Annotated in this window: 23 protein-coding genes; 18 read left to right on the forward strand and 5 right to left on the reverse strand. The window is 69.2% G+C overall.

Annotated features, from left to right (window positions below; all coding sequences use genetic code 11):
* Positions 1 to 37: 37 nt before the first annotated feature.
* Complete coding sequence (locus ACQG07_RS13635) at positions 38 to 415, forward strand: VOC family protein (RefSeq protein WP_086473891.1); 378 nt, start codon at positions 38 to 40, stop codon at positions 413 to 415.
* A gap of 15 nt (positions 416 to 430) precedes the next feature.
* On the opposite strand, the gene ACQG07_RS13640 is transcribed toward ACQG07_RS13635, so the two are convergent.
* Positions 431 to 1,063 (reverse strand): TetR/AcrR family transcriptional regulator, encoded by a 633-nt coding sequence (locus ACQG07_RS13640; RefSeq protein WP_124769531.1) that lies wholly within the window; start codon positions 1,061 to 1,063, stop codon positions 431 to 433.
* A 72-nt stretch (positions 1,064 to 1,135) separates the two neighbouring features.
* Between ACQG07_RS13640 and ACQG07_RS13645 the strand changes: the two genes are divergently transcribed.
* From ACQG07_RS13645 to ACQG07_RS13715, 15 genes are all read left to right on the forward strand, one after another.
* Positions 1,136 to 2,776 (forward strand): carboxyl transferase domain-containing protein, encoded by a 1,641-nt coding sequence (locus ACQG07_RS13645; RefSeq protein WP_426738535.1) that lies wholly within the window; start codon positions 1,136 to 1,138, stop codon positions 2,774 to 2,776.
* Between the two features lie 4 nt (positions 2,777 to 2,780).
* Positions 2,781 to 4,892, forward strand: coding sequence for an acetyl/propionyl/methylcrotonyl-CoA carboxylase subunit alpha (locus tag ACQG07_RS13650; RefSeq protein WP_426738536.1), 2,112 nt, complete (start codon positions 2,781 to 2,783; stop codon positions 4,890 to 4,892).
* Positions 4,889 to 6,055, forward strand: coding sequence for an acyl-CoA dehydrogenase family protein (locus ACQG07_RS13655; RefSeq protein WP_159879087.1), 1,167 nt, complete (start codon positions 4,889 to 4,891; stop codon positions 6,053 to 6,055). Before ACQG07_RS13650 ends, ACQG07_RS13655 begins: the two co-directional genes overlap by 4 nt.
* 7 nt (positions 6,056 to 6,062) lie before the next feature.
* Complete coding sequence (locus ACQG07_RS13660; protein ID WP_137243786.1) at positions 6,063 to 6,560, forward strand: MaoC family dehydratase; 498 nt, start codon at positions 6,063 to 6,065, stop codon at positions 6,558 to 6,560.
* Positions 6,542 to 7,399: an HpcH/HpaI aldolase/citrate lyase family protein gene (locus ACQG07_RS13665; protein WP_426738537.1), complete on the forward strand. Its 858-nt coding sequence runs from the start codon at positions 6,542 to 6,544 to the stop codon at positions 7,397 to 7,399. The genes ACQG07_RS13660 and ACQG07_RS13665 overlap by 19 nt, the downstream gene beginning before the upstream one ends.
* Positions 7,400 to 7,528: 129 nt before the next feature.
* Positions 7,529 to 7,789 (forward strand): hypothetical protein, encoded by a 261-nt coding sequence (locus ACQG07_RS13670; RefSeq protein WP_426738538.1) that lies wholly within the window; start codon positions 7,529 to 7,531, stop codon positions 7,787 to 7,789.
* Positions 7,790 to 7,820: 31 nt separating this feature from the next.
* On the forward strand, positions 7,821 to 8,372 hold the full coding sequence (locus ACQG07_RS13675) for a hypothetical protein (RefSeq protein WP_274500906.1): 552 nt from the start codon (positions 7,821 to 7,823) through the stop codon (positions 8,370 to 8,372).
* Positions 8,373 to 8,412: 40 nt separating this feature from the next.
* On the forward strand, positions 8,413 to 9,423 hold the full coding sequence (locus ACQG07_RS13680; protein ID WP_426738539.1) for a peptidoglycan-binding domain-containing protein: 1,011 nt from the start codon (positions 8,413 to 8,415) through the stop codon (positions 9,421 to 9,423).
* Positions 9,414 to 10,016 carry an ATP-binding cassette domain-containing protein gene (locus tag ACQG07_RS13685; RefSeq protein WP_426738540.1) on the forward strand — a complete coding sequence of 201 codons (603 nt, stop codon included), beginning with the start codon at positions 9,414 to 9,416 and terminating at the stop codon, positions 10,014 to 10,016. Before ACQG07_RS13680 ends, ACQG07_RS13685 begins: the two co-directional genes overlap by 10 nt.
* Complete coding sequence (locus ACQG07_RS13690) at positions 10,013 to 11,092, forward strand: hypothetical protein (RefSeq protein ID WP_426738541.1); 1,080 nt, start codon at positions 10,013 to 10,015, stop codon at positions 11,090 to 11,092. Before ACQG07_RS13685 ends, ACQG07_RS13690 begins: the two co-directional genes overlap by 4 nt.
* Positions 11,093 to 11,286: 194 nt before the next feature.
* Positions 11,287 to 12,366 carry an aldo/keto reductase gene (locus tag ACQG07_RS13695; RefSeq protein WP_079002693.1) on the forward strand — a complete coding sequence of 360 codons (1,080 nt, stop codon included), beginning with the start codon at positions 11,287 to 11,289 and terminating at the stop codon, positions 12,364 to 12,366.
* Between the two features lie 70 nt (positions 12,367 to 12,436).
* The gene (locus ACQG07_RS13700; protein ID WP_426738542.1) at positions 12,437 to 13,804 is read left to right on the forward strand and encodes a M16 family metallopeptidase; all 1,368 of its coding nucleotides are present in this window, start codon (positions 12,437 to 12,439) and stop codon (positions 13,802 to 13,804) included.
* Positions 13,805 to 14,407, forward strand: a complete 603-nt coding sequence (locus ACQG07_RS13705; protein ID WP_071262315.1) for a histidine phosphatase family protein — start codon at positions 13,805 to 13,807, stop codon at positions 14,405 to 14,407.
* A gap of 47 nt (positions 14,408 to 14,454) precedes the next feature.
* Entirely contained in the window at positions 14,455 to 15,273 is an 819-nt protein-coding gene (gene dapB / locus ACQG07_RS13710) for a 4-hydroxy-tetrahydrodipicolinate reductase (protein WP_194604657.1), read from the forward strand.
* Between the two features lie 11 nt (positions 15,274 to 15,284).
* Positions 15,285 to 15,707, forward strand: coding sequence for a hypothetical protein (locus ACQG07_RS13715; protein ID WP_194718991.1), 423 nt, complete (start codon positions 15,285 to 15,287; stop codon positions 15,705 to 15,707).
* 23 nt (positions 15,708 to 15,730) lie between these two features.
* On the opposite strand, the gene ACQG07_RS13720 is transcribed toward ACQG07_RS13715, so the two are convergent.
* The 4 genes from ACQG07_RS13720 to ACQG07_RS13735 form a co-directional block, all read right to left on the reverse strand.
* On the reverse strand, positions 15,731 to 16,621 hold the full coding sequence (locus tag ACQG07_RS13720) for a TIGR01777 family oxidoreductase (protein ID WP_426738543.1): 891 nt from the start codon (positions 16,619 to 16,621) through the stop codon (positions 15,731 to 15,733).
* A 39-nt stretch (positions 16,622 to 16,660) separates the two neighbouring features.
* The gene (locus tag ACQG07_RS13725; protein WP_064294452.1) at positions 16,661 to 17,086 is read right to left on the reverse strand and encodes an OsmC family peroxiredoxin; all 426 of its coding nucleotides are present in this window, start codon (positions 17,084 to 17,086) and stop codon (positions 16,661 to 16,663) included.
* A 128-nt stretch (positions 17,087 to 17,214) separates the two neighbouring features.
* Positions 17,215 to 17,715, reverse strand: a complete 501-nt coding sequence (locus ACQG07_RS13730; RefSeq protein WP_426738544.1) for a DUF4395 domain-containing protein — start codon at positions 17,713 to 17,715, stop codon at positions 17,215 to 17,217.
* Positions 17,712 to 18,146, reverse strand: coding sequence for a thioredoxin family protein (locus ACQG07_RS13735; protein ID WP_137243237.1), 435 nt, complete (start codon positions 18,144 to 18,146; stop codon positions 17,712 to 17,714). The genes ACQG07_RS13730 and ACQG07_RS13735 overlap by 4 nt, the downstream gene beginning before the upstream one ends.
* A 108-nt stretch (positions 18,147 to 18,254) precedes the next feature.
* Here ACQG07_RS13735 and dapA point away from each other — a divergent pair, with 108 nt between their 5' ends.
* Positions 18,255 to 19,232, forward strand: a complete 978-nt coding sequence (dapA, locus tag ACQG07_RS13740; RefSeq protein WP_137243236.1) for a 4-hydroxy-tetrahydrodipicolinate synthase — start codon at positions 18,255 to 18,257, stop codon at positions 19,230 to 19,232.
* 20 nt (positions 19,233 to 19,252) lie between these two features.
* On the forward strand, positions 19,253 to 20,929 hold the full coding sequence (locus tag ACQG07_RS13745; RefSeq protein WP_064294449.1) for a ribonuclease J: 1,677 nt from the start codon (positions 19,253 to 19,255) through the stop codon (positions 20,927 to 20,929).
* The last annotated feature ends 55 nt before the right edge of the window (positions 20,930 to 20,984 follow it).

Below are 20,984 nucleotides of genomic sequence, written 5' to 3' on the forward strand. Positions count from 1 at the left end.
ATCGTGTACGCATCGGGAATCAACAAAGGAGCGGCTCATGGTCACCTACACGGATGTCTTCAGCGGGTTCTCGGTCGACGACATCGACGCGGCGAGGGCGTTCTACCGGGACGTCCTCGGTCTCACGGTCACCGACAACGCCATGGGATTCCTGGACGTGGCGCTGCCCGCCGGCGGGTCGGTGCTCGTCTACGGGAAGCCTGACCACACACCAGCCTCATTCACCGTGCTGAACCTCGTGGTCGACGACATCGACACGGCGGTCGACGAGCTGCAGGCCCGCGGTGTGGTGACGAAGCTCTACCCCGACGACGTCCTGCCGACGGATGCGAAGGGGATCATGCGCGGGAACGGCCCGGACATCGCCTGGTTCACCGATCCAGCGGGGAACGTCCTGTCCGTGCTCGTCGACTGAACCTGTCCCGCGTCCTCACGCGGCGAGCAGGGCGGCCAGTGCCATCCGCTCGAGCGTCGAGCGCACCGCCTCGCGGTCGGGTGTCCCGGCCTCGTTCCTGCCCAGGGAGGTGCTGTGGGACGTGGAGTTGATCAGTCCGAATCCCGCGAGCGCGCGGACCCGCAGTTCCGCCGCGGGGATCGTGGGATGGAGCGTCGTGAGGACGTCCACCCACCGCTCGACGTACCGCCGCTGGAGGGTGCGGACCGCGCGGCGGTCGTCCGGTGCCAGGCTGTCGAGGTCGTGGTCCTGGATGCGGATCACGTCGGGGTCGTCGAGGGCGAAGGCCACGTGGAAGGTGACCAACGAACGCAGTGCCCGATCGCTGTCCGGAGCCTGCTCGACCTCGCGGGTCCCGCCGTCCAGCAGATCCTGACTGACGCCGACGAGGAGTGCTGCGAGGACGGCCTGCTTGCTCGGGAAGTGGCGGTAGACGGCGGGTCCGCTCATACCGACGGCCGTTCCGAGGTCCTCCATCGACACCCCGGCGAAGCCGCGCTCGGCGAACAGCCCGGCCGCTGACCGCAGGAGGGCGGAGCGACGTGCCGCTTTCGCCTCCGAGCGCCCGAGGTGCGGCGGGTTCGGGGACGGTGTGTCACGACCGGTCATCGGATCTCCTCGGGGTGGACTTTTTCAGTTAATGAACTGTAACCTCTCTTTCAGTGAGTGGTGAGTAACTGAATGCACTCACGGTCGACGACGACAGGAGCCCGAGTGCCCACCCTCACGAGCGGTGCCGATCCCACCTCAGCCCGATTCCGCGAGCAGGAGGCGGCGCAGCGGGAGCTCGTGACGGTGCTCGAGCAGACGATGGCGACCGCGGCCCTGGGCGGACCGGAGGCGTCGCGGGCGCGGCATGTCGCCCGGGGGAAGCTGCTGCCGCGCGATCGGGTCGACCGTCTGCTCGACGAGGGGAGCCCCTTCCTCGAGATCGCGCCCTTGGCCGCGCACGGCATGTACGACGACGCGACTCCCGGCGCCGGGGTCATCGCTGGGATCGGCCTCGTCCACGGACGACACGTGCTCGTCGTGTCGAACGACGCGACCGCGAAGGGTGGCTCGTACTTCCCGATGACGGTGAAGAAGCACCTCCGGGCCCAGGAGATCGCGGCCGCGAACCGGCTGCCCTGCCTGTACCTCGTCGACTCCGGGGGAGCGAACCTCCCGACGCAGGACGAAGTCTTCCCGGATCGGGACCACTTCGGTCGGATCTTCTTCAACCAGGCCAGGATGTCGGCGGCCGGCATCCCGCAACTCGCCGCCGTACTCGGGTCCTGCACCGCCGGAGGCGCGTACGTCCCCGCCATGAGCGACGAGAACGTGATCGTCCGCGGTCAGGGCACGATCTTCCTGGGCGGTCCACCGCTCGTGAAGGCCGCGATCGGCGAGGTCGTGACGCCGGAGCAACTCGGCGGCGGCGACCTCCACGCCCGGGTGTCGGGGGTCACGGACCACCTCGCCGACGACGACGCGCACGCGCTCGACATCCTCCGGGATGCGGTCGCGACGCTGCCGGCGGCCCACCCGCGCGCGTGGGAGGTGCGTCCCAGTGTGCCGCCGGTCGTCCCGGAGGCAGAGCTGTACGGCGTCGTGCCGGCGGAGCTGCAGACGGCCTACGACGTCCGTGAGGTGATCGCGCGGCTCGTCGACGGCAGTGACTTCTCGGAGTTCAAACGCGAGTACGGCGACACCCTCGTGACCGGGTTCGCGAGGCTGCACGGGCACCCCGTCGGCATCATCGCGAACAACGGCGTGCTCTTCAGCGAGTCGGCCCTGAAGGGCGCTCACTTCATCGAGCTCGCCGACCAGCGCGGCATCCCGTTGCTGTTCCTCCAGAACATCTCGGGCTTCATGGTCGGCAGTGACGCCGAGGCCGGAGGCATCGCCAAGCACGGCGCGAAGATGGTCACCGCGGTCGCGACCACTCGGGTGCCGAAGCTGACGGTCGTGATCGGTGGTTCGTTCGGCGCCGGCAACTACTCCATGTGCGGCCGCGCCTACGATCCCCGGTTCCTCTGGATGTGGCCGGGCGCGCGCATCTCCGTCATGGGGGGACAACAGGCGGCGAGTGTCCTCGCGACCGTCAAGCGCGACCAGCTCGAGGCTCGCGGTGAGGTGTGGACCGCCCAGGCGGAGGATGACTTCCGGGCGCCGATCCTCGCCGACTTCGAGGAGCAGGGCAACCCGTACTACTCGACCGCGCGGCTCTGGGACGACGGCATCATCGATCCCGCCCAGACCCGCACGGTCCTCGGACTCGCGCTCGAGGTGTGCTCCCGCGCGCCCCTGCCAGAACCCGGCTTCGGCCTCTTCAGGATGTGACGGCATGACGATCCAGACACCGAACCGGCCGGGCCACGCATCCGCGCGTCGCTTCCGCTCCGTCCTCATCGCGAACCGCGGCGAGATCGCCTGTCGCGTGATCCGCACGCTCACAGCGATGGACATCGAGAGCATCGCGGTCTTCAGCGACGCTGACCGCGACGCCCCGCATGTCCGGCTCGCGGACCGCGCCGTCCGTCTGGGACCCGCGCCGGCCTCGGACAGCTATCTCGACGTCGACGCCGTCGTCCGAGCCGCCGTCACGACCGGGGCCGAGGCGGTGCACCCGGGCTACGGCTTCCTGTCCGAACAACCCGCGCTCGCGAGGGCGCTCGCCGCTGCCGGGATCGTCTTCATCGGACCGGACGAGCGCGCCCTGGTCCTCATGGGCGACAAGATCCGGGCGAAGGAGCACGTCGCGGCTCGAGGCGTCCCGATCATCGAGGGCGTCGCCGACGCCTCGCTCGACGACGACGCACTCGTCCGTGCCGGCGTCGCCATCGGCTTCCCGCTCATCGTCAAGCCGGCGGGTGGTGGCGGCGGCAAGGGGATGCAGATGGTGGAGTGCGCCGAGGAGCTCCCATCGGCCATCGCCTCCGCGCACCGGGTGGCCGAGGCGGCCTTCGGCGACGCCACGCTCCTCCTCGAGCGGTTCGTCACGAGACCCCGGCACATCGAGGTGCAGGTGCTCGCGGACGCCCACGGTGCGGTCGTGCACCTCGGGGAGCGTGAGTGCTCGCTCCAGCGTCGGCACCAGAAGGTGGTGGAGGAGTCCCCGTCGCCGCTCATCGACGACCGGCAGCGGGCGCGACTCGGCGAGGCGGCCTGCACGGTCGCCCGGAGCGTCGGCTACCGAGGGGTGGGGACCGTCGAGTTCCTCGTCGCCGACGACCGACCCGACGAGTTCGCCTTCCTCGAGATGAACACGCGGTTGCAGGTGGAGCATCCGGTCACCGAGCTCGTCACGGGGCTCGACCTCGTGGAGTGGCAGGTGCGCGTCGCCGCCGGGGAACCGCTGACGATGACGCAGGACGACGTCGTCCTGCGTGGTCACGCCGTGGAGGCGCGGCTGTACGCGGAGGACCCGTCGAGCGGCTTCCTGCCCCAGACCGGGGTGCTCGAGCGGGTGCGTCTGCCGCACGGGCCGGGCGTCCGCGTCGACGGCGGCATCGTCACCGGGCAGTTCGTCGGCCCCTGGTACGACCCCATGCTCGCGAAGATCGTGTGCTGGGCCGACGATCGCGAGACCGCGCTCCGGCGACTCGACGCAGCGCTCGCGGCGACGGTGGTCTTCGGTGTCCGCACGAACCTCGGCTTCCTCCGGCGGCTCCTCGCCGACGAGGACGTCGTCGCGGGACGACTGCACACCGGTCTCATCGCCGACCTGCTCGACGACAGCCCGTCCGCCGCGACGTCCGAGCGGGTCCTGACCGCAGTGGCGCTCGCCGAAACGGACGACCGGCGATCCGAGGCCGCAGCGCGGACCGTCGGACTCGGGACGCCGTGGTCGGATCCGGGTGGGTGGCGCCTCGGCGCGGCAGCACCGACGCGACAGCACCTGCGTCGTGAGGACGGACGCATCGTCCGCATCGAGGTGCGTGGGTCGAGCGACGACGCGAGCGTCTCCGTCGATGACGCGGCACCGACCCGGGCCGCGGTCCTCAGCCGGTCGGACGGCACCCTGCGGTTCGAGCACGACGGTGTCAGCACCCCCTTGGAGACCGTCCGCGTGGGGGACGAACGATGGATCGCGCTCGACGGTGCCATCAGTCTGGTCGAGGTGGTCCCGCGTGGGGCGCTCCCAGCCGGCGGGGATCCGACTGCGGCCGGTGCGGTCGATCCGGAGGTGCGGACGCCGATGCCCGGCACCGTCACGGCCGTGCACGTCACGAGCGGCGACGCCGTCACCGCCGGTCAGCCGCTGGTCACCGTCGAAGCGATGAAGATGGAGCACCTCCTCACCGCCACGACCGACGGCACGGTCACCCTCCACGTCGCCACGGGTGGCACGGTCGCCACCCGTCAGTCGGTCGCGACGATCGCCGCAGACCCCGTCGCAGCACACCTCAACGCAGCCCCAACCGATGCAGCACCCACGAACGGAGCATCAGCATGAACACCGAGCTCAGCCCCGAGCACCAGCGGATCGTCGACACGGTCAAGGCGTTCGCCGACGAGGTCGTCGCGCCCGCCGCCTATCAGTACGACACGGAACGGCGTCTGCCGTACGACATCATCGCGCAGATGGGGGAGCTGGGACTCTTCGGGCTGCCGTTCCCGAAGGAACTCGGCGGCGGGGGGATGGACTACTTCGCGCTCTGCCTCGCCGTCGAGCAGCTCGGACGCGTCGACCAGAGCATCGGCGTCACCCTCGAGGCCGGCGTCGGCCTCGGAGCCATGCCGATCTACCTGTACGGCACCGACGCCCAGCGCGAGGAATGGATCCCGCAGCTCGCGAGCGGGCAGGCGCTCGCCGCGTTCGGCCTCACCGAGGCGCGTGCCGGCAGTGATGCAGGCGCGACGGAGACCACCGCCGAGCTCGTCGACGGTGAGTGGGTGATCAACGGCACGAAGCAGTTCATCACCAACTCCGGGAGCGAGATCACCAGTCTCGTGACGGTCACGGCCGTCACGGGGGAGCGGGTCCGATCCGACGGCCGGGTGACGAAGGAGTTGTCGTCGATCCTCGTGCCGGTCCCGACGCCGGGCTTCACCGCGCTACCGCCCTACGACAAGGTCGGGTGGCACACCTCCGACACCCACCCGCTGCGGTTCGAGGACGTCCGCGTGCCGGAGGGCAACCTGCTCGGCGAACGCGGGCGCGGGTACGCCAACTTCCTCACGGCGCTCGACGGTGGACGGATCGCCGTGGCCGCGCTCGCCGTCGGAGCGGCCCAGGGCTGCCTCGAGGAGGCGATCCGCTACGCCAAGGAGCGGGTCGTGTTCGGTCGGGCGATCGGTGACAACCAGTGGATCGCCTTCCGGATCGCGAAGATGCAGGCTCGGGTCCACACCGCCAGGCAGGCCTACTACGACGCCGCGTCGCGCATGCTCCGGGGAGCGCCCTACAAGATGGAGGCCTCCATCGCGAAGATGGTCGCCGGGGAGGCCGCGATGGACAACGCCCGTGACGCGACCCAGATCTTCGGCGGCTACGGGTTCCTCAACGAGAACCCGGTGGCGCGGCACTACCGGGACTCGAAGATCCTCGAGATCGGTGAGGGCACCACTGAGGTGCAGCTCATGATCATCGCCCGCGAACTCGGCTTCGCGTCGTGAGCTCATGATGACCGACTCATCCGAGACGTCGTCCGGCCCCGTGATCGAGCAGCGAGGTCTGTACTTCGAGGAGTTCGTGGTGGGTGCGACCTACCGCCATCGCCCCGGGCGCACCCTCACGGAAGCCGACAACGTCCTGTTCTCGACCCTCACGATGAACGGGCAATCACTGCACGTGGATGCCGCGTGGTCTGCGACCGGGCCCTTCGGGGAACGGCTCGTGAACTCGATGCTGACCCTCTCGACGCTCGTGGGGCTGTCGGTCGCGCAGCTCACCGAGCAGACGATCGTCGCGAACCTGGGCTTCACCGACATCGCCTTCCCGAACCCGATGCGCCACGGCGACACGCTGTACGCCGAGACGCTCGTGACGGCGAAACGGTTGTCGTCGTCAAGGCCGGGCGAGGGTGTCGTCACCCTGCTCCACACGGGTCGGAACCAGGACGGCGTCGTCGTCGCGACCGCGACCAGGAGCACGCTCGTCCAGTGCTCGGGTGCATCGTGACCGGCGCCGCGGCGTTCGACCTGGGGCCGGCGATCCTCTTCGTCCCAGCAGACCGTCCGGATCGCTTCGCGAAAGCGGCCGAGCGTGCGGATGCCGTCATCCTCGATCTCGAGGACGCCGTCGATGCGGCGCGCAAGGCGATCGGTCGCGTAGCGATGGTGGAGCATCCGTTGGACCCGCTCCTGACGATCGTGCGGGTGAATCCAGCGGATGGCCCGGACTTCGCGGCCGACGTCGCCGCCGTGGCGACAACGGCTTATCGAACGGTGATGCTCGCGAAGACCGAGAGCGTCGCGCAGCTCGACGACCTGGCCCGCGCCCTGCCGGGGGTCGCGATCGTCGCGCTGTGCGAGACGGCCGCCGGAGTCGTGCGCGCCGAATCGATCGTCGCGCACGACTCGGTCGTCGCCGTGATGTGGGGCGCTGAGGACCTGGTGGCGTCACTCGGCGGCACGAGCAGCAGGCGCGCTGACGGACGCTACCGCGACGTCGTGGGCGCCGCTCGATCGCACGTCCTGCTCGCAGCGGGGGCCGCCGGTGTCGCCGCGATCGATGCCGTCCATCTCGACCTCAATGACCAAGCGTCGCTCGCGGTAGAGGCAGAGGATGCGAGTGCGGTCGGCTTCGTCGCGACGGCGTGCATCCATCCCGCGCAGGTCCCGATCGTCCAGGCCGCTTACCGTCCGGACCCCGAGGCAGTGCGCGCGGCGAGGGAGCTACTGGCGGCTGCCGCCGACCGCATCGGCGCCTTCCGGCATGCCGGGCGCATGGTCGACGAGCCGCTCCTCAGGCACGCACGCGCACTTCTCGCGCGTGCCGGGGAGGTTTCTGGGAGCTGACCCTTACCCCGTCCCCCGAAACGCCGACTGCTCATATCTTATATTTTGGATATGTTGGACCTGGCTCGAAAGCGGGCAGCCGGCGGCCTATCTCAGCAGGCTGCCGTTTCAGGAACAACGGGGGTTGAGATGAAAAAGAAGCTGTTCGGTCTGGTCGCGATGGCGGCTCTGGTCACGGGCGTATCGCTGACTGCTGCGGCTCCAGCGCAGGCTGCCTCCAGGGTCGACAATCTGAGCATGTGGCCGGGGAAGAACGCCACGTGCCTGAATATCGTGCACGTTTCGTTCGGGTCGAGTACACATCTCGGGAATCCCGCTCGCGCCGGGCAGTGGTCCAAACAGCAGCTGTGTTGGGATGGTGCGACGGGTTACTCCTACCGCAATGCGTAGGCTTTGGACCGTCCCCCTATTCGCAGCGCTCATGTTGTTTGCGTCGAACGGGTGCGCCGCAGACTTCGGACCGTCAGACATCGTTGCCGGGAGTGCCGGAGACGTGCCGGAGTTCACGGGACCGTGGGCGTCGGAGTTCGCGGACACATATCGAGCTGGCAGTGACGTTGTCCGAGCGATCCTCGAGGATGGTGCGATCTCCGACGCCGAATGGGCGGAGACCAGCGACGCGTTTATCGGCTGCATGCAGGACAGGGGAGTGAGGGTGACGCTCGACGATGCGTACGGCGCGATCGCGCTCCCAGACATGCCGAAGCCGGACGCCGCTTCGGACGCAGCGCTGGACGCGTGCACGCCGGACTTCTACGCGGTCAGCAGTCTGCGCCGCGATCTTGCCCGCAATCCCGATGCGAGCGATGAAGACGCCATTATCGCGGCATGTCTGGTCGAGGCGGGGCTCGTCGAACCCGGGTACTCCGGCGAGGACCTCGCCTCAGATGCGAAGCAGGAATCGCTCCCATTCGACAACGATGACCCAGTGTTCGGGTCCTGCATCCGCGACCCATTGGGTCTCCTTGAATGACGACCGCGCTCGTCGTCGGCTTCCGCCGTCCGTGTGGCTCATGATCCCCTCGCTGCTCGTGCTGGGAGCACTCCTCGGGGTGACGGTCGTCGGGGTCGCTCATCCCGAGGCTGCGCCGCCGGCGATCGGCGGGGCGGTCCCGGTAGGCGAGGTACCCGTGACCAGTACGAAGTACCTCGACGTACGCAGCGTCACGCTCGCTTTTGAGACCCAGTCGCAGGGTGAGATCGTCACGCCGGTAGGCGGATTCATCACGCGGACGAGCTGCGCAGTCGGCGGCGAGGCGCAGTCCGGTGAATCGGGCATAGCGATCAACGGGCGGTCCCTGGTCTACCTCGCGTCGGGCGCGCCGCTGTGGCGGGACCTCGGACAGGACTCCGTCGGAACCGATGTCAGAGGCCTCCAAACCGAGCTGAATCGACTGGGCTACTCGCTGGATGCCGACGGCGAGTTCGGCCCTCTGACCCTGCGCGCGGCTCGCGACCTCGCGGAGCGCAACGGCGTGGACAGCAGCGACTGGAGCGTCATACCTCGGGAGGCTTTCGTCTGGATCCCCGCACCTGTGACGGGGATCACGAGCTGTCCGACAGTTCTCGGTGCATCCGTCGCGCCGGATGACGCGCTGTTCGTTGCGCCGCCGGTCATCGCCAGTGCACGTGTCGCCGCGCTACCTGACACGCTCGCTCCTGGCCCACGGGTCATCGTCGCGGGCGAAGTCCGGGTTGCGGTGGACGATCAGGGGGCCATCGCGGATCCTGCAGCCCTTCACGAGCTCGGCCGGTCGTCTGAATTCGCAGCGTGGGTTGCAGCGGACGATGGCACGGACTTCATCGTCGACCTTGAGCTCGCATCGCCGGTGACGGTGACCACCGTGCCACCCGCTGCGGTCTTCGGACTAGACGGTTCGACGGGGTGTATCTCCAGTGCCGGTCACACCGTCGTCGTCGAGGTCGTCGGATCAGGTCTCGGTCAGAGCTACGTCGTTGTGCCAGCAGACGCCGAGGTCGTGGTAGTCGACGTTCGGCTCCCTCCCGGTCGACCATGCGGTTGACGGCCGAGGGCCTGTCCCTGCGCTTCCCACAGGGCGACTGGCTGTTTGAAGACCTCTCGTTCCGCTTGGTACCGGGGTGCGTGTACGCGGTGACCGGGCCATCCGGTTCGGGCAAGAGCACGTTGCTCAGTCTGCTCGCAGGCTGGCTGCGCCCGACGAAGGGTGTGATCGTGCGCGAGGACGTCGCGGTGACCAGTTGGGTGTTCCAAAATCCGCACGGAGTTGCGAGACGGACTGTTCTCGACCACGTCGCGCTCCCTTATCTCGCGCGCGGCGCGGATCACGACCATGCTTGGCAGAGCGCGTTCGCCGACCTCGAGACGGTGGGTCTCGCCGCAGTCAGCCTGCGTCAGTTTCGACACCTCTCGGGCGGGGAAGCGCAGCGCCTGATGCTCGCCCGCGCACTTGCGACGCATCCCCACCTGTTGCTAGTGGACGAGCCGACCGCTCAGCTGGACCAGCGCACGGCCGTGTCGGTGAACGAGGCGATCGGGTCGATCGCATCCGACGGGACCATCGTCGTCATCGCGACGCACGATGAGCGCACGCGCGATGCATGCACTGACGAGATCGCACTCGGTGCAGCGCGATGAGGTGGGCATCGACCCTCCGAGAAGCAGCGCTCGACGTGCAGTCCGGCACGACGAAGGCGACGATGCTCGGTTGTGTGTTGTTCGCCATCGTCCTTGTGCTGGGCTTGGCTGAGATCGGCACGATGTCCCAACTCCTGACTGCTGCCGACGTCTACCGACGTGCGGGTGGGGCGACCCTGGTCTACATCGCCCCCCAACAGATCGACGGGCCAGCCTGCGACCGGCTCACGACGATCCCAGGCATCGACGCTGCGGGAGCCATGAGGCCGTCGACTGAGAACGAACGCCTGCTGGCGCTTCCGAGTTCGTCCGTACCGACGTTCGAGGCCAGTCCGGGTTTCTCCGGTTTCGTTGCGCTCGATACGCCGCGCCCCCACCGTGGCGTGCTCGTCTCGGCCGCGCTCGCAGATGCCCTCGAACTCGATGCCAGTGACAAGCTCCCGTTGATGAGCGGCACGGTCGAGGTCGGAGCCGTTTTTACCTCCGCGGAGGACGGCCGCCGGCCTGGCCTCGGATACGCGCTCATTGCTCCGACAGCGGCGATCGGACCGTTCGACGAATGTTGGATCGACACCTGGCCGCAGTCGCAGTCGTCGACCGATGCGCTGCGCACCGTCCTCCTCCCAGGGGCTGGGGCAACGGATGCATCGCCGCCCCGGCTCGCGCAGCTCAACAGCACGCTCGGCGCTCACTTCGACGGCGCCGCGCGGTACGCCGAGCGTCTCTCTCGATTCGCGCCGCTCGTCGGAATCGTCATCGCCGCCGCAATCGGGTTCGTCGCGACCCGAACCCGCCGCATCGAATTGGCATCCGCGCGTCATGCAGGGGTGCCGGTCGGGTCCCAGGTGCTGCAACTCGTCTGCGAAACACTCTGCTGGGCCGTCGGCGCTGCAGTGATGGCGGTGTCCGCCATCCTGCTGCTCCTGGAGATCGCGCCCCAGGAAGGCCTTGGAGTGGTCGCTGGGATCGCGATCCGACCAGCCGTGGTCGCCGTGCCCGCCGTCCTGTGCGGAGTGATCGGCGGGGTGGCGCTCACGAAGGAGGAGCAGCTCTTCCGGTACTTCAAGGAACGGTGATGTCGCCCCGTTGAAGGGCCGCCCCGGGTGGAAAGGGGAATCGTTACGAATCAGTTGCCACCCGGTCGTGATGTCGTCCGGCCGAAGTCGCCGGTCTCCTCTAGCCTGGTGAGCAAGCACCGGCCCGTCGCTCCACGCACGGATCCCGACGGTGCAGCGCGTCACCGGTCGGCGGACCGAGAGAGGGGCAGGGGATGCCACACCTCTGGCGCTCGTCGAGCACCCGTGGCAGTTCTCTCGTCGGCGGAGCAGCGGACGGCGTCGACGACGACGCGAGTCGGCGTCCCGAGCAGCTCGTCCCGCACCCGTCCTTCCCGACGCCCGTCCAGGACCCCGAGCCCTCCGAGGCACCGAGGCGCACGATCGGCGACTCCGAGTTGTCGGTCTTCCCGGTCGTGCTCGGCGGCAGCGTGTTCGGGTGGACGGTCGACCCCGACACGACGTCGGACATCCTCGACCGGTTCCACGACTCCGGCGGCAACATGGTGGACACCGCCGACAGCTACGCGGGCGGACGCAGCGAGATCCTCATCGGCAACTGGATGCGGAAGCGCCGCAACCGGGACGACATGGTCGTCGCGACGAAGATCGGCCGGCACCCCGACTACCCGGGTCTCGGCTCGGTGAGCATCATCCGCGCGGTCGAGGCGGCGCTCGAACGGTTGCAGACCGACCACATCGACCTGCTGTCCTTCCACGACGACGACCCGAGCATCCCGTTGGCCGACAGCCTCGGGACGGTCGACTGGCTGATCGAGACCGGCAAGGTCCGCTACCTCGGCACCTCGAACACGACCCCTGAACGGCTGATGGAGGCGCGGATCCTCTCGGCGAGCGGCTTCACCCAGTTCGTCGCGCTCGAGACGCACTACAGCCTCATGCACCGGGAGCCGTACGAGAGCACCCTCGCGCTCGTCGCGACGGCCCAGCACCTCGGTGTCCTGCCCTACTTCGCCCTCGCGAACGGGTTCCTGACGGGCCGCTACCGCACTCGTTCCGACCTCGACCCGAGCACCCGCGGCAGTCGCGCCGCGACCCATCTCCACCGCCGCGGACTGCGGGTCCTGCACGTCCTCGACGAGATCGCGGAGGAGAACCGCTGCACGGTGGCCTCGGCCGCGCTCGCCTGGGCCATGTCACGTCCCGGCGTCGTCGCGCCCATCGCGAGCGCGTCCCAGCCGGCTCACGTCGACTCGCTCATCGCGGCCGCTGACGTGCGGCTGAGCCGCGGGCAGATCCTCGAGCTCGACCGCGTCTCCGGTCGCTTGCGCTGAGTCGACCGGCGGTCGCCTGCGCACGGTCGCTCGCGCGCGACGCCCGGGAACCTGACGTATGGTTGGGGTGATGAACGCCGCCGTCGACTTTCCGCTCACTCGTCCCGAGCTCGCGTTCACCGCATCCGGGGACGCGCTCGTCCGCCGGACGGTCCTGCCCAACGGGCTGCGCATCCTGAGCGAACACATGCCGGGCAGCCGTAGCGCGACGATCGGCTACTGGGTGGCCGTCGGCTCCCGCGACGAACAACCGGCGACCGCCGATCGACCGGCGACCTTCGGCTCGACGCACTTCCTCGAGCACCTCCTGTTCAAGGGCACGCCGTCGCGTTCCGCCCTCGATATCGCGGTCGCCTTCGACGCCGTCGGCGGCGAGCACAACGCGCTCACGGCCAAGGAGCACACCTGCTACTACGCCAAGGTGCGCGATCGCGACCTGCCGATGGCGGTGGACGTCATCACCGACATGCTCACCTCCTCGCTGCTCGACCCGAAGGAGTTCGAGAACGAACGCGGCGTCATCCTCGAAGAGCTCGCGATGATGGACGACGATCCGGGGGACGTCGCCAACGAACGGTTCTTCGAGCGCGTGCTCGGCGAGCACCCCCTCGGGCGTCCCATCGGCGGTCACCCGCAGTCGATCGTCGAGGTCGGCCGGGACGCCGTCGTGGCGCACTACCGAGCCAACTACCGCGCGAACGACGTCATCGTGACGGCGGCCGGCGCGGTCGACCACGACGCGCTCGTCGCCCAGGTGTCCGAGGCGCTCGTGCATGCGGGCTGGCCGGCGGACGCGGTGGCCGCACCGGTCGCGCGTCGGACGCTCGCTCCTGCTGCCATCGTCGGCGGCTCGCCGCTCTCGGTCGTACACCGGCCCACCGAGCAGGTCCACCTGCAGATCGGCGGAGCGGGCCTCATCGCGGGCGATGAGCGACGATTCGCCATGAGCATGCTCAACTCCATCCTCGGTGGCGGCATGTCCAGCCGCCTGTTCCAGGAGATCCGCGAACGGCGCGGGCTCGCCTACTCGGTGTACTCGTTCGCCGGCAGCTACTCGGACGCCGGCGTCTTCGGCCTCGCTGCCGCCTGCTCCACGGCGAAGGCGGCGACCGTCGCCGAGCTCATGCTCGCCGAACTCCACCGGCTCGCCGAGCACGGCGTGACGGACGAGGAGTTGTCGCGCGCGCTCGGCCAGCTGAGCGGCGCCTCGGCGCTGGCGCTGGAGGATTCGGACTCGCGGATGAGCCGCCTCGGTCGAGCGGAGCTGACCCTCGGCGAGTTCATCGACCTCGACGAGAGCATCCGTCGCCTGCAGTCCGTCGGTCAGGACGACGTCCAGCAGCTCGCGCAGCACCTCGCCGCGCAGCCCATCACGGTGTCGGCGGTCGGAGCCGTCGACGAGGACACCTTCGCTCCGATCATCGCGGGGGTGCGTTGAATGTCCCATTACCTGTATCTCGTCAGACACGGCGAGCAGCAGCATGCTGAGCACGGCTTGCCCGACGGACCACTGTCGGCACGCGGTCGGCGTCAGGCACAGCTGCTCGCGGAGCGCCTCGGTGGTGTCCCGATGACCGCGGCGTGGCACTCGCCGTTGCAGCGTGCCGCGGAGACCGCCCAGATCATCGCCGAGCGGATGCCGGCCGTCACACCGGAGCCGTCGTCACTGCTCTTCGACTGCGTCCCGAGCGGTCGGACACCGGAGACGCCGTCGGCGTTCGACCCCTTCTTCGGCTCGATCACCGAGGCGGAGATCGAGGCGGGCGAAGCGCAGATGGCCGACGCCGCCGCCGAGTTCCTCTCGCCGAAGCGCGGTGACCATCACGAGCTGCTCATCACGCACAACTTCGTCATCGGGTGGCTCGTCCGCGAGGCGCTCCAGGCGCCCGCATGGCGCTGGGTGAGCATCAACCAGGCCAACGGCGGACTGACGGTGCTGCACCAGCGCGCCGGGCGTCCGTGGAGCCTCATCACCCACAACGACCTCGCGCACCTCCCCATGGAGCTCCGCACGGGTCTTCCCGAGCCGCACATCGTCTAGCCGGGCGGCCCGCCTCCTCCCGGACGGGCAGCACGTAAGCTGAGGGCATGACGACACGAGTGGCGCTGGCCGGCGCGAGCGGCAAGATGGGCCGACTGTTCACCAGCATCATCGGTTCACTCGACGACTTCGAGCTGGTCGCGTCGCTCGGTTCGTCGAGCGAGCTGAGCGAGATGGACGGGGCGGACCTCGTCGTCGACGTCACGGTCCCGGGTGTCAGCCAGCGGATCGTCGACCACGCCGTCGCTCAGGGCATCAACGTGCTCGTCGGGACGAGCGGTTGGTCGGCCGAGCGTATCCAGCGACTCGACCGCCGGCTCGCCGAGCTGCCCGAGCAGGGCGTCGTCATCATCCCCAACTTCTCGCTGGGGTCCGTCCTGTCGACGAGTCTCGCGACCGTCGCGGCCCGCTTCTTCGACTCGATCGAGATCATCGAGTCCCACCGCGACACGAAGGTGGACTCGCCCTCCGGGACCGCCGTGCGCACCGCCGAGCTGATGATGGCCGCGCGTGGCGACCGTGGGCCCGTCGCCGCTCCGCACACCGACCAGCGGGCGCGGGGACAGCAGGTCTCGAGCATCCCGATCCACAGCCTGCGGCTCCAGGGCGTCGTCGCCCGCCAGGAGGTCGTGTTCGGTGGCGTCGACGAACTCGTCACGATCACGCACGACACGATCTCGCCCGCGTCCTACGAGCGGGGCATCCGGCTCGCCCTCGTCGCCGCCCGCGACGCCCGGGGGGTCACCGTCGGTCTCGACAGTCTGCTCGACCTCGGACTCGATCGCCCTGGGCCGGCGGGTCGGCGGGCCGCCCAAGGGGCGCCCGAGCACGTCTCCGGCCAAGCCGCGGCGGCCAGCGCCCTGTGAAGACCCGCGTCATGGTCGCGATCATCGCGGCCCTGCTCGTCCTCTACATCGTCCTCGTCGGGTACCGTGCCGTCGTCCTCCTCGGCACGGGCGAGCCTGTCGGCATCGCCATGGGTGCGGCGCTCATCGTCCTGCCGATCCTCGGCGTCTGGGCGCTCTGGCGCGAGATCGCCTTCGGGCTGGGCGCCGAGCGACTCGGAGTCCGCCTCGAGGCCGAGGGCGGCCTTCCGCCCGAGCAGGTCGAGACCCGCGAGAGCGGCCGGCCGATGCGTGATGCCGCAGACGAGCTGTTCCCGAAGTACCGCGACGCGGCCGAGGCCGCTCCAGACGACTGGCGGTCCTGGTACCGCCTCGGACTCGTCTACGACGGTGCCGGAGACCGCCGCCGCGCACGGCAGGCCATCCGACAGGCGATCCGGCTCTCGCGGAGCTGACCGGAGCGGCGGCGTCCCGTCGTTCAGTCGCGAGCGAGTGCTTCGGCCAACGCCTGCTCGACGGTCGGCGTGCTGAACGTGAAGCCGTCGTCCAGGAGCCGACGAGGTTCGACGCGCTGATCGCTCAGCAGCAGTCCGTCGGCGGCGTCGCCGAGGAGCGCCTTGAGGGCGAACTTCGGGACGCGGAGCAGATAGGGCCGGTTCATCCGTCTGGCGAGCTCGAACATGAGGTCGTCGGCGCGGGCGGCCTGCGGACCGCACAGGTTCACCGGTCCGGAGAGCGTCGAGGTCAGGAGGTGGGTGATCGCCCGGACCTCGTCCTGCAGCCCGATCCACGGCCAGAACTGGCGGCCCGAACCGAGCGGACCGGCGACCCCGAACCGGGTGAGCGGTGCCAGCGGCTTGAGCACGCCTGCCAGGTCGACGACGATGCCGTTGCGGAGCAGCACGGTGCGGACGGCGTCGGGCGCCGCGAGCGCCGAGTCCTCCCAGGCGACGACGACATCGGCGAGGAATCCGGTCCCTCTGGAGGAGTCCTCCGTGAGGGTCTCTCCCGGACGGTCGCCGTAGTACCCGACCGCCGAACCACTGAGGAAGGCGGCCGGTGGCTGTTCCACCCGGTTCATGGCGTCGACGAGTGTCCGGGTGGCGCTGAGTCGTGACCAGAGGATCGTGGATCGGTAGGCCGCCGTCCAAGGCAGCTTGCCGAGGGAGGCGCCGGAGAGGTTGACGACCGCATCGGCGCCGCTCAGGACCGCCGGATCCAGTACGCCTGCCAGCGGATCCCACTCCGCTTCTCCGGCACCACGCGCCGGACGTCGTACGAGCCGGACGACGTCATGGCCGTCGGTCTCGAGGGAGCGCCCGAGCGCCGTTCCGATGAGCCCGGAGGCTCCGCCGATCACGATGCGCATGCGCGTCGCCTTCCTGGTCGTGCTGCTGGACGGTGGTGGTTACGCGAGGCTGGCCTCGAGGGTGATCGGGATGCCGGCGAGCGCCTGTGAGACCGGGCAGCCGTCCTTCGCCGCCGTGGCGATGCGCTCGAAGTCGGCCTCGGAGATGCCGGGCACGACCGCGCTGACGAGCAGGTGGCTGCCGGTGATGCCGGTGCCGGGGGTGAAGGAGACCGCCGCGGTCGCCTGGATGCGCTCCGGCGGGAATCCGGCGCTCGTGAGCTCGTTGGCGAACGCCATCGAGTAGCAGGAGGCGTGTGCAGCCCCGAGCAGTTCCTCCGGGGTCGTCGTCGTGTTGGACCCCTCGGAGCGTGCCTTCCAGTCGACGGCGAACTCGGCCGCCTCGGAGGTGTCGAGGCTCGTGTGCCCGGATCCCTCGAAGAGCGTGCCGTTCCAGACCGTCGTGGCTTCGCTTGTTACCGCCATGGTGCAACCTCCATCGTCGGGCCGTGCAGGAGCGCATCGGCGCTGGTGTTCGTGGGGTCAGCCTAACCGGATCGACCTGGACGGTCACCCCGTCGACAAACGGTGTCGACAGGTGCTTCAGGCCACCGTCACGCTTGTCGTCCGATGACGCGGGCGCGGAGGAGGAGCACATACAGGCGGCAGCCGAGGCAGAACCCGAACGCCGCGTTGAGGAAGGCGGCGACGAACGCGGCACCGGCGGAGACGGCGAGGGATCCCGGCAACCCGACGAGGTGCAGCACGAGTCCGATCGCGACCACCACGAGCCCGACGCCCTGCGCGAAGGTCGGTGGTTCAGGTGCCTCGAGTTCGACGGGCGGGCCGAGCCTCGGGCGGATGAGGCGTCGGAACACGACGCCGTACGGGTGGCGTCGGATCCCGGCGAACGCGCCCCACGCGAACAGGGCTGCGATGACGACGAGGAGGACGAAGGCCGGTTGGCCGGCCTGCGCGGGCAGCGTGTCGGCGAGCGGCGCCGTCAGCGCGAGGAAGACGGCGACGAGGAGGAGCACGGCGGTCACGGTCGCGCCGAACCGCGGGCTGCGCGGGTCGATGCCGGTCGGCTGTGCTGCTGGAGGGTTCGAGGTCATGCTGGTCTCCCGAGGACGGATCGGAGCTCGCCGGCGAGTACCGCACGGCGTGCGGCCCCGGAGAACCGACCGCGCACGATCCCGGCGCGGTCGAGGAGGAGGACGGTGGGCGTCTGCAGGACGGAGAAGCGGTCCGCGAGGTCGGGACGGTGGGTCAGGTCGACGTCGAGGACGCCCACGCCCGCCTCCCCGTCGGCCAGCTCGTGCAGCAGTCGTCTGGTCCCGGGGCACTGGGCACAGAACTCGGTGCTGAACTGCACCAGGGTGGCCGATCGGCCGAGCGGAGTGGTCGTCCCGAGTGCCGCCGACGAGAGGCGGTCCCCGTCGGTGCGGTGCGACGCACGCCCGCTCCGTGCACGCACGACCAGACCCACCGCCGTCGTGGACAGGACGAGGACGAGCATCAGCGAGAGGGCGGGCAGCGGGGACATGGTGTCCGTCAGCATAGGTTCCGGGTGCCGGTCCCTCGGCCAGTGTGACGCGAGGTGACGGCCGTGCGGATGGTGACCCGCAAGAGGGAAACCCGATAGCCTGAGAGGGTGTCGCGTGCAGAGAACCCCTTCGGTCAAGTCCTCGTCGCCCTGGTGACGCCGTTCACCGCCGACGGCGAGGTCGACTGGAAGGCCGTCGAGCGACACATCGACGACGTCGTGACCGCGGGGGCCGACGGCATCGTCGTCACCGGCACCACGGGTGAGACCTCGACGCTGACGGACCCGGAGAAGGTCAAGCTCGTCGAGGTCGGCAAGGCCGTCGCGGGCGGGCGCGCGAAGATCATCACCGGTGGTGGCTCCAACGAGACGGCCCACGCGATCGAGCTCGCGAAGAAGAGCGAGCAGGCGGGCGCCGACGGCAACATGATCGTCACCCCGTACTACAACAAGCCCACCCAGGCCGGCGTGCTCACCCACTTCCGCATGATCGCCGACTCCACGGATCTGCCGGTCATCCTCTACGACATCCCGGGGCGAACCGGCATCCCCATCACCTACGAGACGATCCTGCGTGCGGCCAAGCACCCGAACATCCTCGCGGTGAAGGACGCCAAGGGCGACCTCAGCGAGGTGAGCCGGGTCATGAACCAGACGGACCTCATGTACTTCGCGGGCGACGACGCCAACGCACTGCCGACACTCGCCATCGGCGGCACCGGCCTCATCGGCGTCACGGCCAACATCGCGCCGACGCCCTACCGACACATGGTCGACGCGGTGAACTCCGGCGACCTCCCCGCAGCCACCGCAGCGCACCGGCAGCTCGAGCCGCTCGTGCGCGCGGTCATGACCCACGTCCCCGGCACCGTCGCCGCCAAATACATCTTGCACGGCCTCGGCCGGATCCAGAGCCCGCGGGTACGTCTTCCGCTGGTCGGTCCGGAGGAGTGGGAGGCCGCGCAGATCGAGGATGAGATCGACCTGGTGAAGGACATCCCAGGCGTCGACTTCCGCAACTTCCGGCCAGACCGCAACGCCGCCGCCGGTGGCGCGCTGCCCAAGGTCGCCGGTACGACTCGCTAGACAAACCAGAGGGGGGCTACATGCCCAATACCATCATCGATCCGCCAGTCCTCGAGCCGGGGACGCTCCGCGTCATCCCCATCGGAGGACTCGGCGAGATCGGCAGGAACATGACCTGCTTCGAGATCGACGGCAAGATCCTGATCGTCGACTGCGGCGTGCTCTTCCCCGAAGAGCACCAGCCGGGCGTCGACCTGATCCTGCCCGACTTCACCTCCATCAAGGACCGGCTCGACGACATCGTCGGGGTCGTGCTCACGCACGGTCACGAGGACCACATCGGCGCCGTGCCGTACCTCCTGAAGCTCCGCAAAGACATCCCGCTGATCGGTTCCGGCCTGACGCTCGCGCTCATCGAGGCGAAGCTCAAGGAGCACCGCATCGTCCCCTACACCCTGCCGGTGAAGGAGGGCCAGATCGAGGCGCTGGGGCCGTTCGACCTCGAGTTCGTCGCGGTCAACCACTCGATCCCGGACGCGCTTGCGGTGTTCATCGACACCGACGCCGGCACCGTCCTCGTGACCGGTGACTTCAAGATGGACCAGCTGCCGCTCGACGGCCGCCTGACGGACCTCCGCGCCTTCGCCCGCCTCGGTGAAGAAGGCGTCGACCTCTTCCTCGTCGACTCGACGAACGCCGACGTGCCGGGATTCACGCCGCTCGAGCGGTCCATCGGGCCGGTCCTCGACCAGGTCATCGCGAAGTCCGAGCGCCGCGTCATCGTCGCGAGCTTCTCGAGTCACGTGCACCGCGTCCAGCAGGTCCTCGACGCGGCTCACGCCCACGGCCGCCGCGTTGCGTTCCTCGGTCGTTCCATGGTGCGCAACATGGGTATCGCAGCCGACCTCGGGTACCTGAACGTCCCCGAGGGCCTGCTCATCGACTACAAGAAGGCGAAGGACCTCCCCGAGGACAAGATCGTCTACATGTCGACCGGGTCACAGGGCGAGCCGATGGCCGTCCTCAGTCGGATGGCGAACCTCGACCACGCGATCGAGCCGGGCCCGGGCGACACCGTCATCCTCGCCTCGAGCCTCATCCCGGGCAACGAGAACGCGGTCTACCGCGTCATCGACGGCTTGACGAAGCTCGGCGCCACCGTCGTCCACAAGGGCAACGCGAAGGTCCACGTCTCCGGTCACGCGGCCGCCGGTGAGCTGCTCTACTGCTACAACATCCTCCAGCCGAAGAACGTGCTCCCGGTCCACGGCGAGTACCGTCACCTCGTTGCGAACCAGAAGCTCGCGATCGACAGCGGTGTCCCGGCGCAGAACACCTTCATCGGCGAGGACGGCATCGTCATCGACCTGAAGGACGGCGTCGCGAAGGTCGTCGGCCAGCTCGACGTCGGGCTCGTCTACGTCGACGGCTCGACCGTCGGCGAGATCACCGACGCCGACCTCAAGGACCGTCGCATCCTGGCGGAGGAGGGCTTCATCTCGGTCATCGTCGTCGTCGACTCGAAGACCGGACACATCATCTCCGGCCCCGAGGTGCACGCGAAGGGCTTCGCCGAGGACGACAAGGTCTTCGCCGACATCAAGCCGAAGGTCGCCAAGGCACTCGCAGAGGCGGCGGAGAACGGCGTCCGAGACACGCACGCGCTGTCGCAGGTGATCCGTCGGACCGTCGGCCGCTGGGTCAACACGTCCTTCCGCCGCCGCCCGATGATCGTCCCGCTCGTCATCGAGGCCTGATCACCGGTCGGGTCCGCTCGGTCCCACCCGCCAGGAGGCGGTCGAACATCATTCG

Origin of the sequence: Plantibacter sp. 2H11-2 (assembly GCF_050031945.1) — a bacterium.
Lineage (GTDB): Bacteria > Actinomycetota > Actinomycetes > Actinomycetales > Microbacteriaceae > Plantibacter > Plantibacter auratus.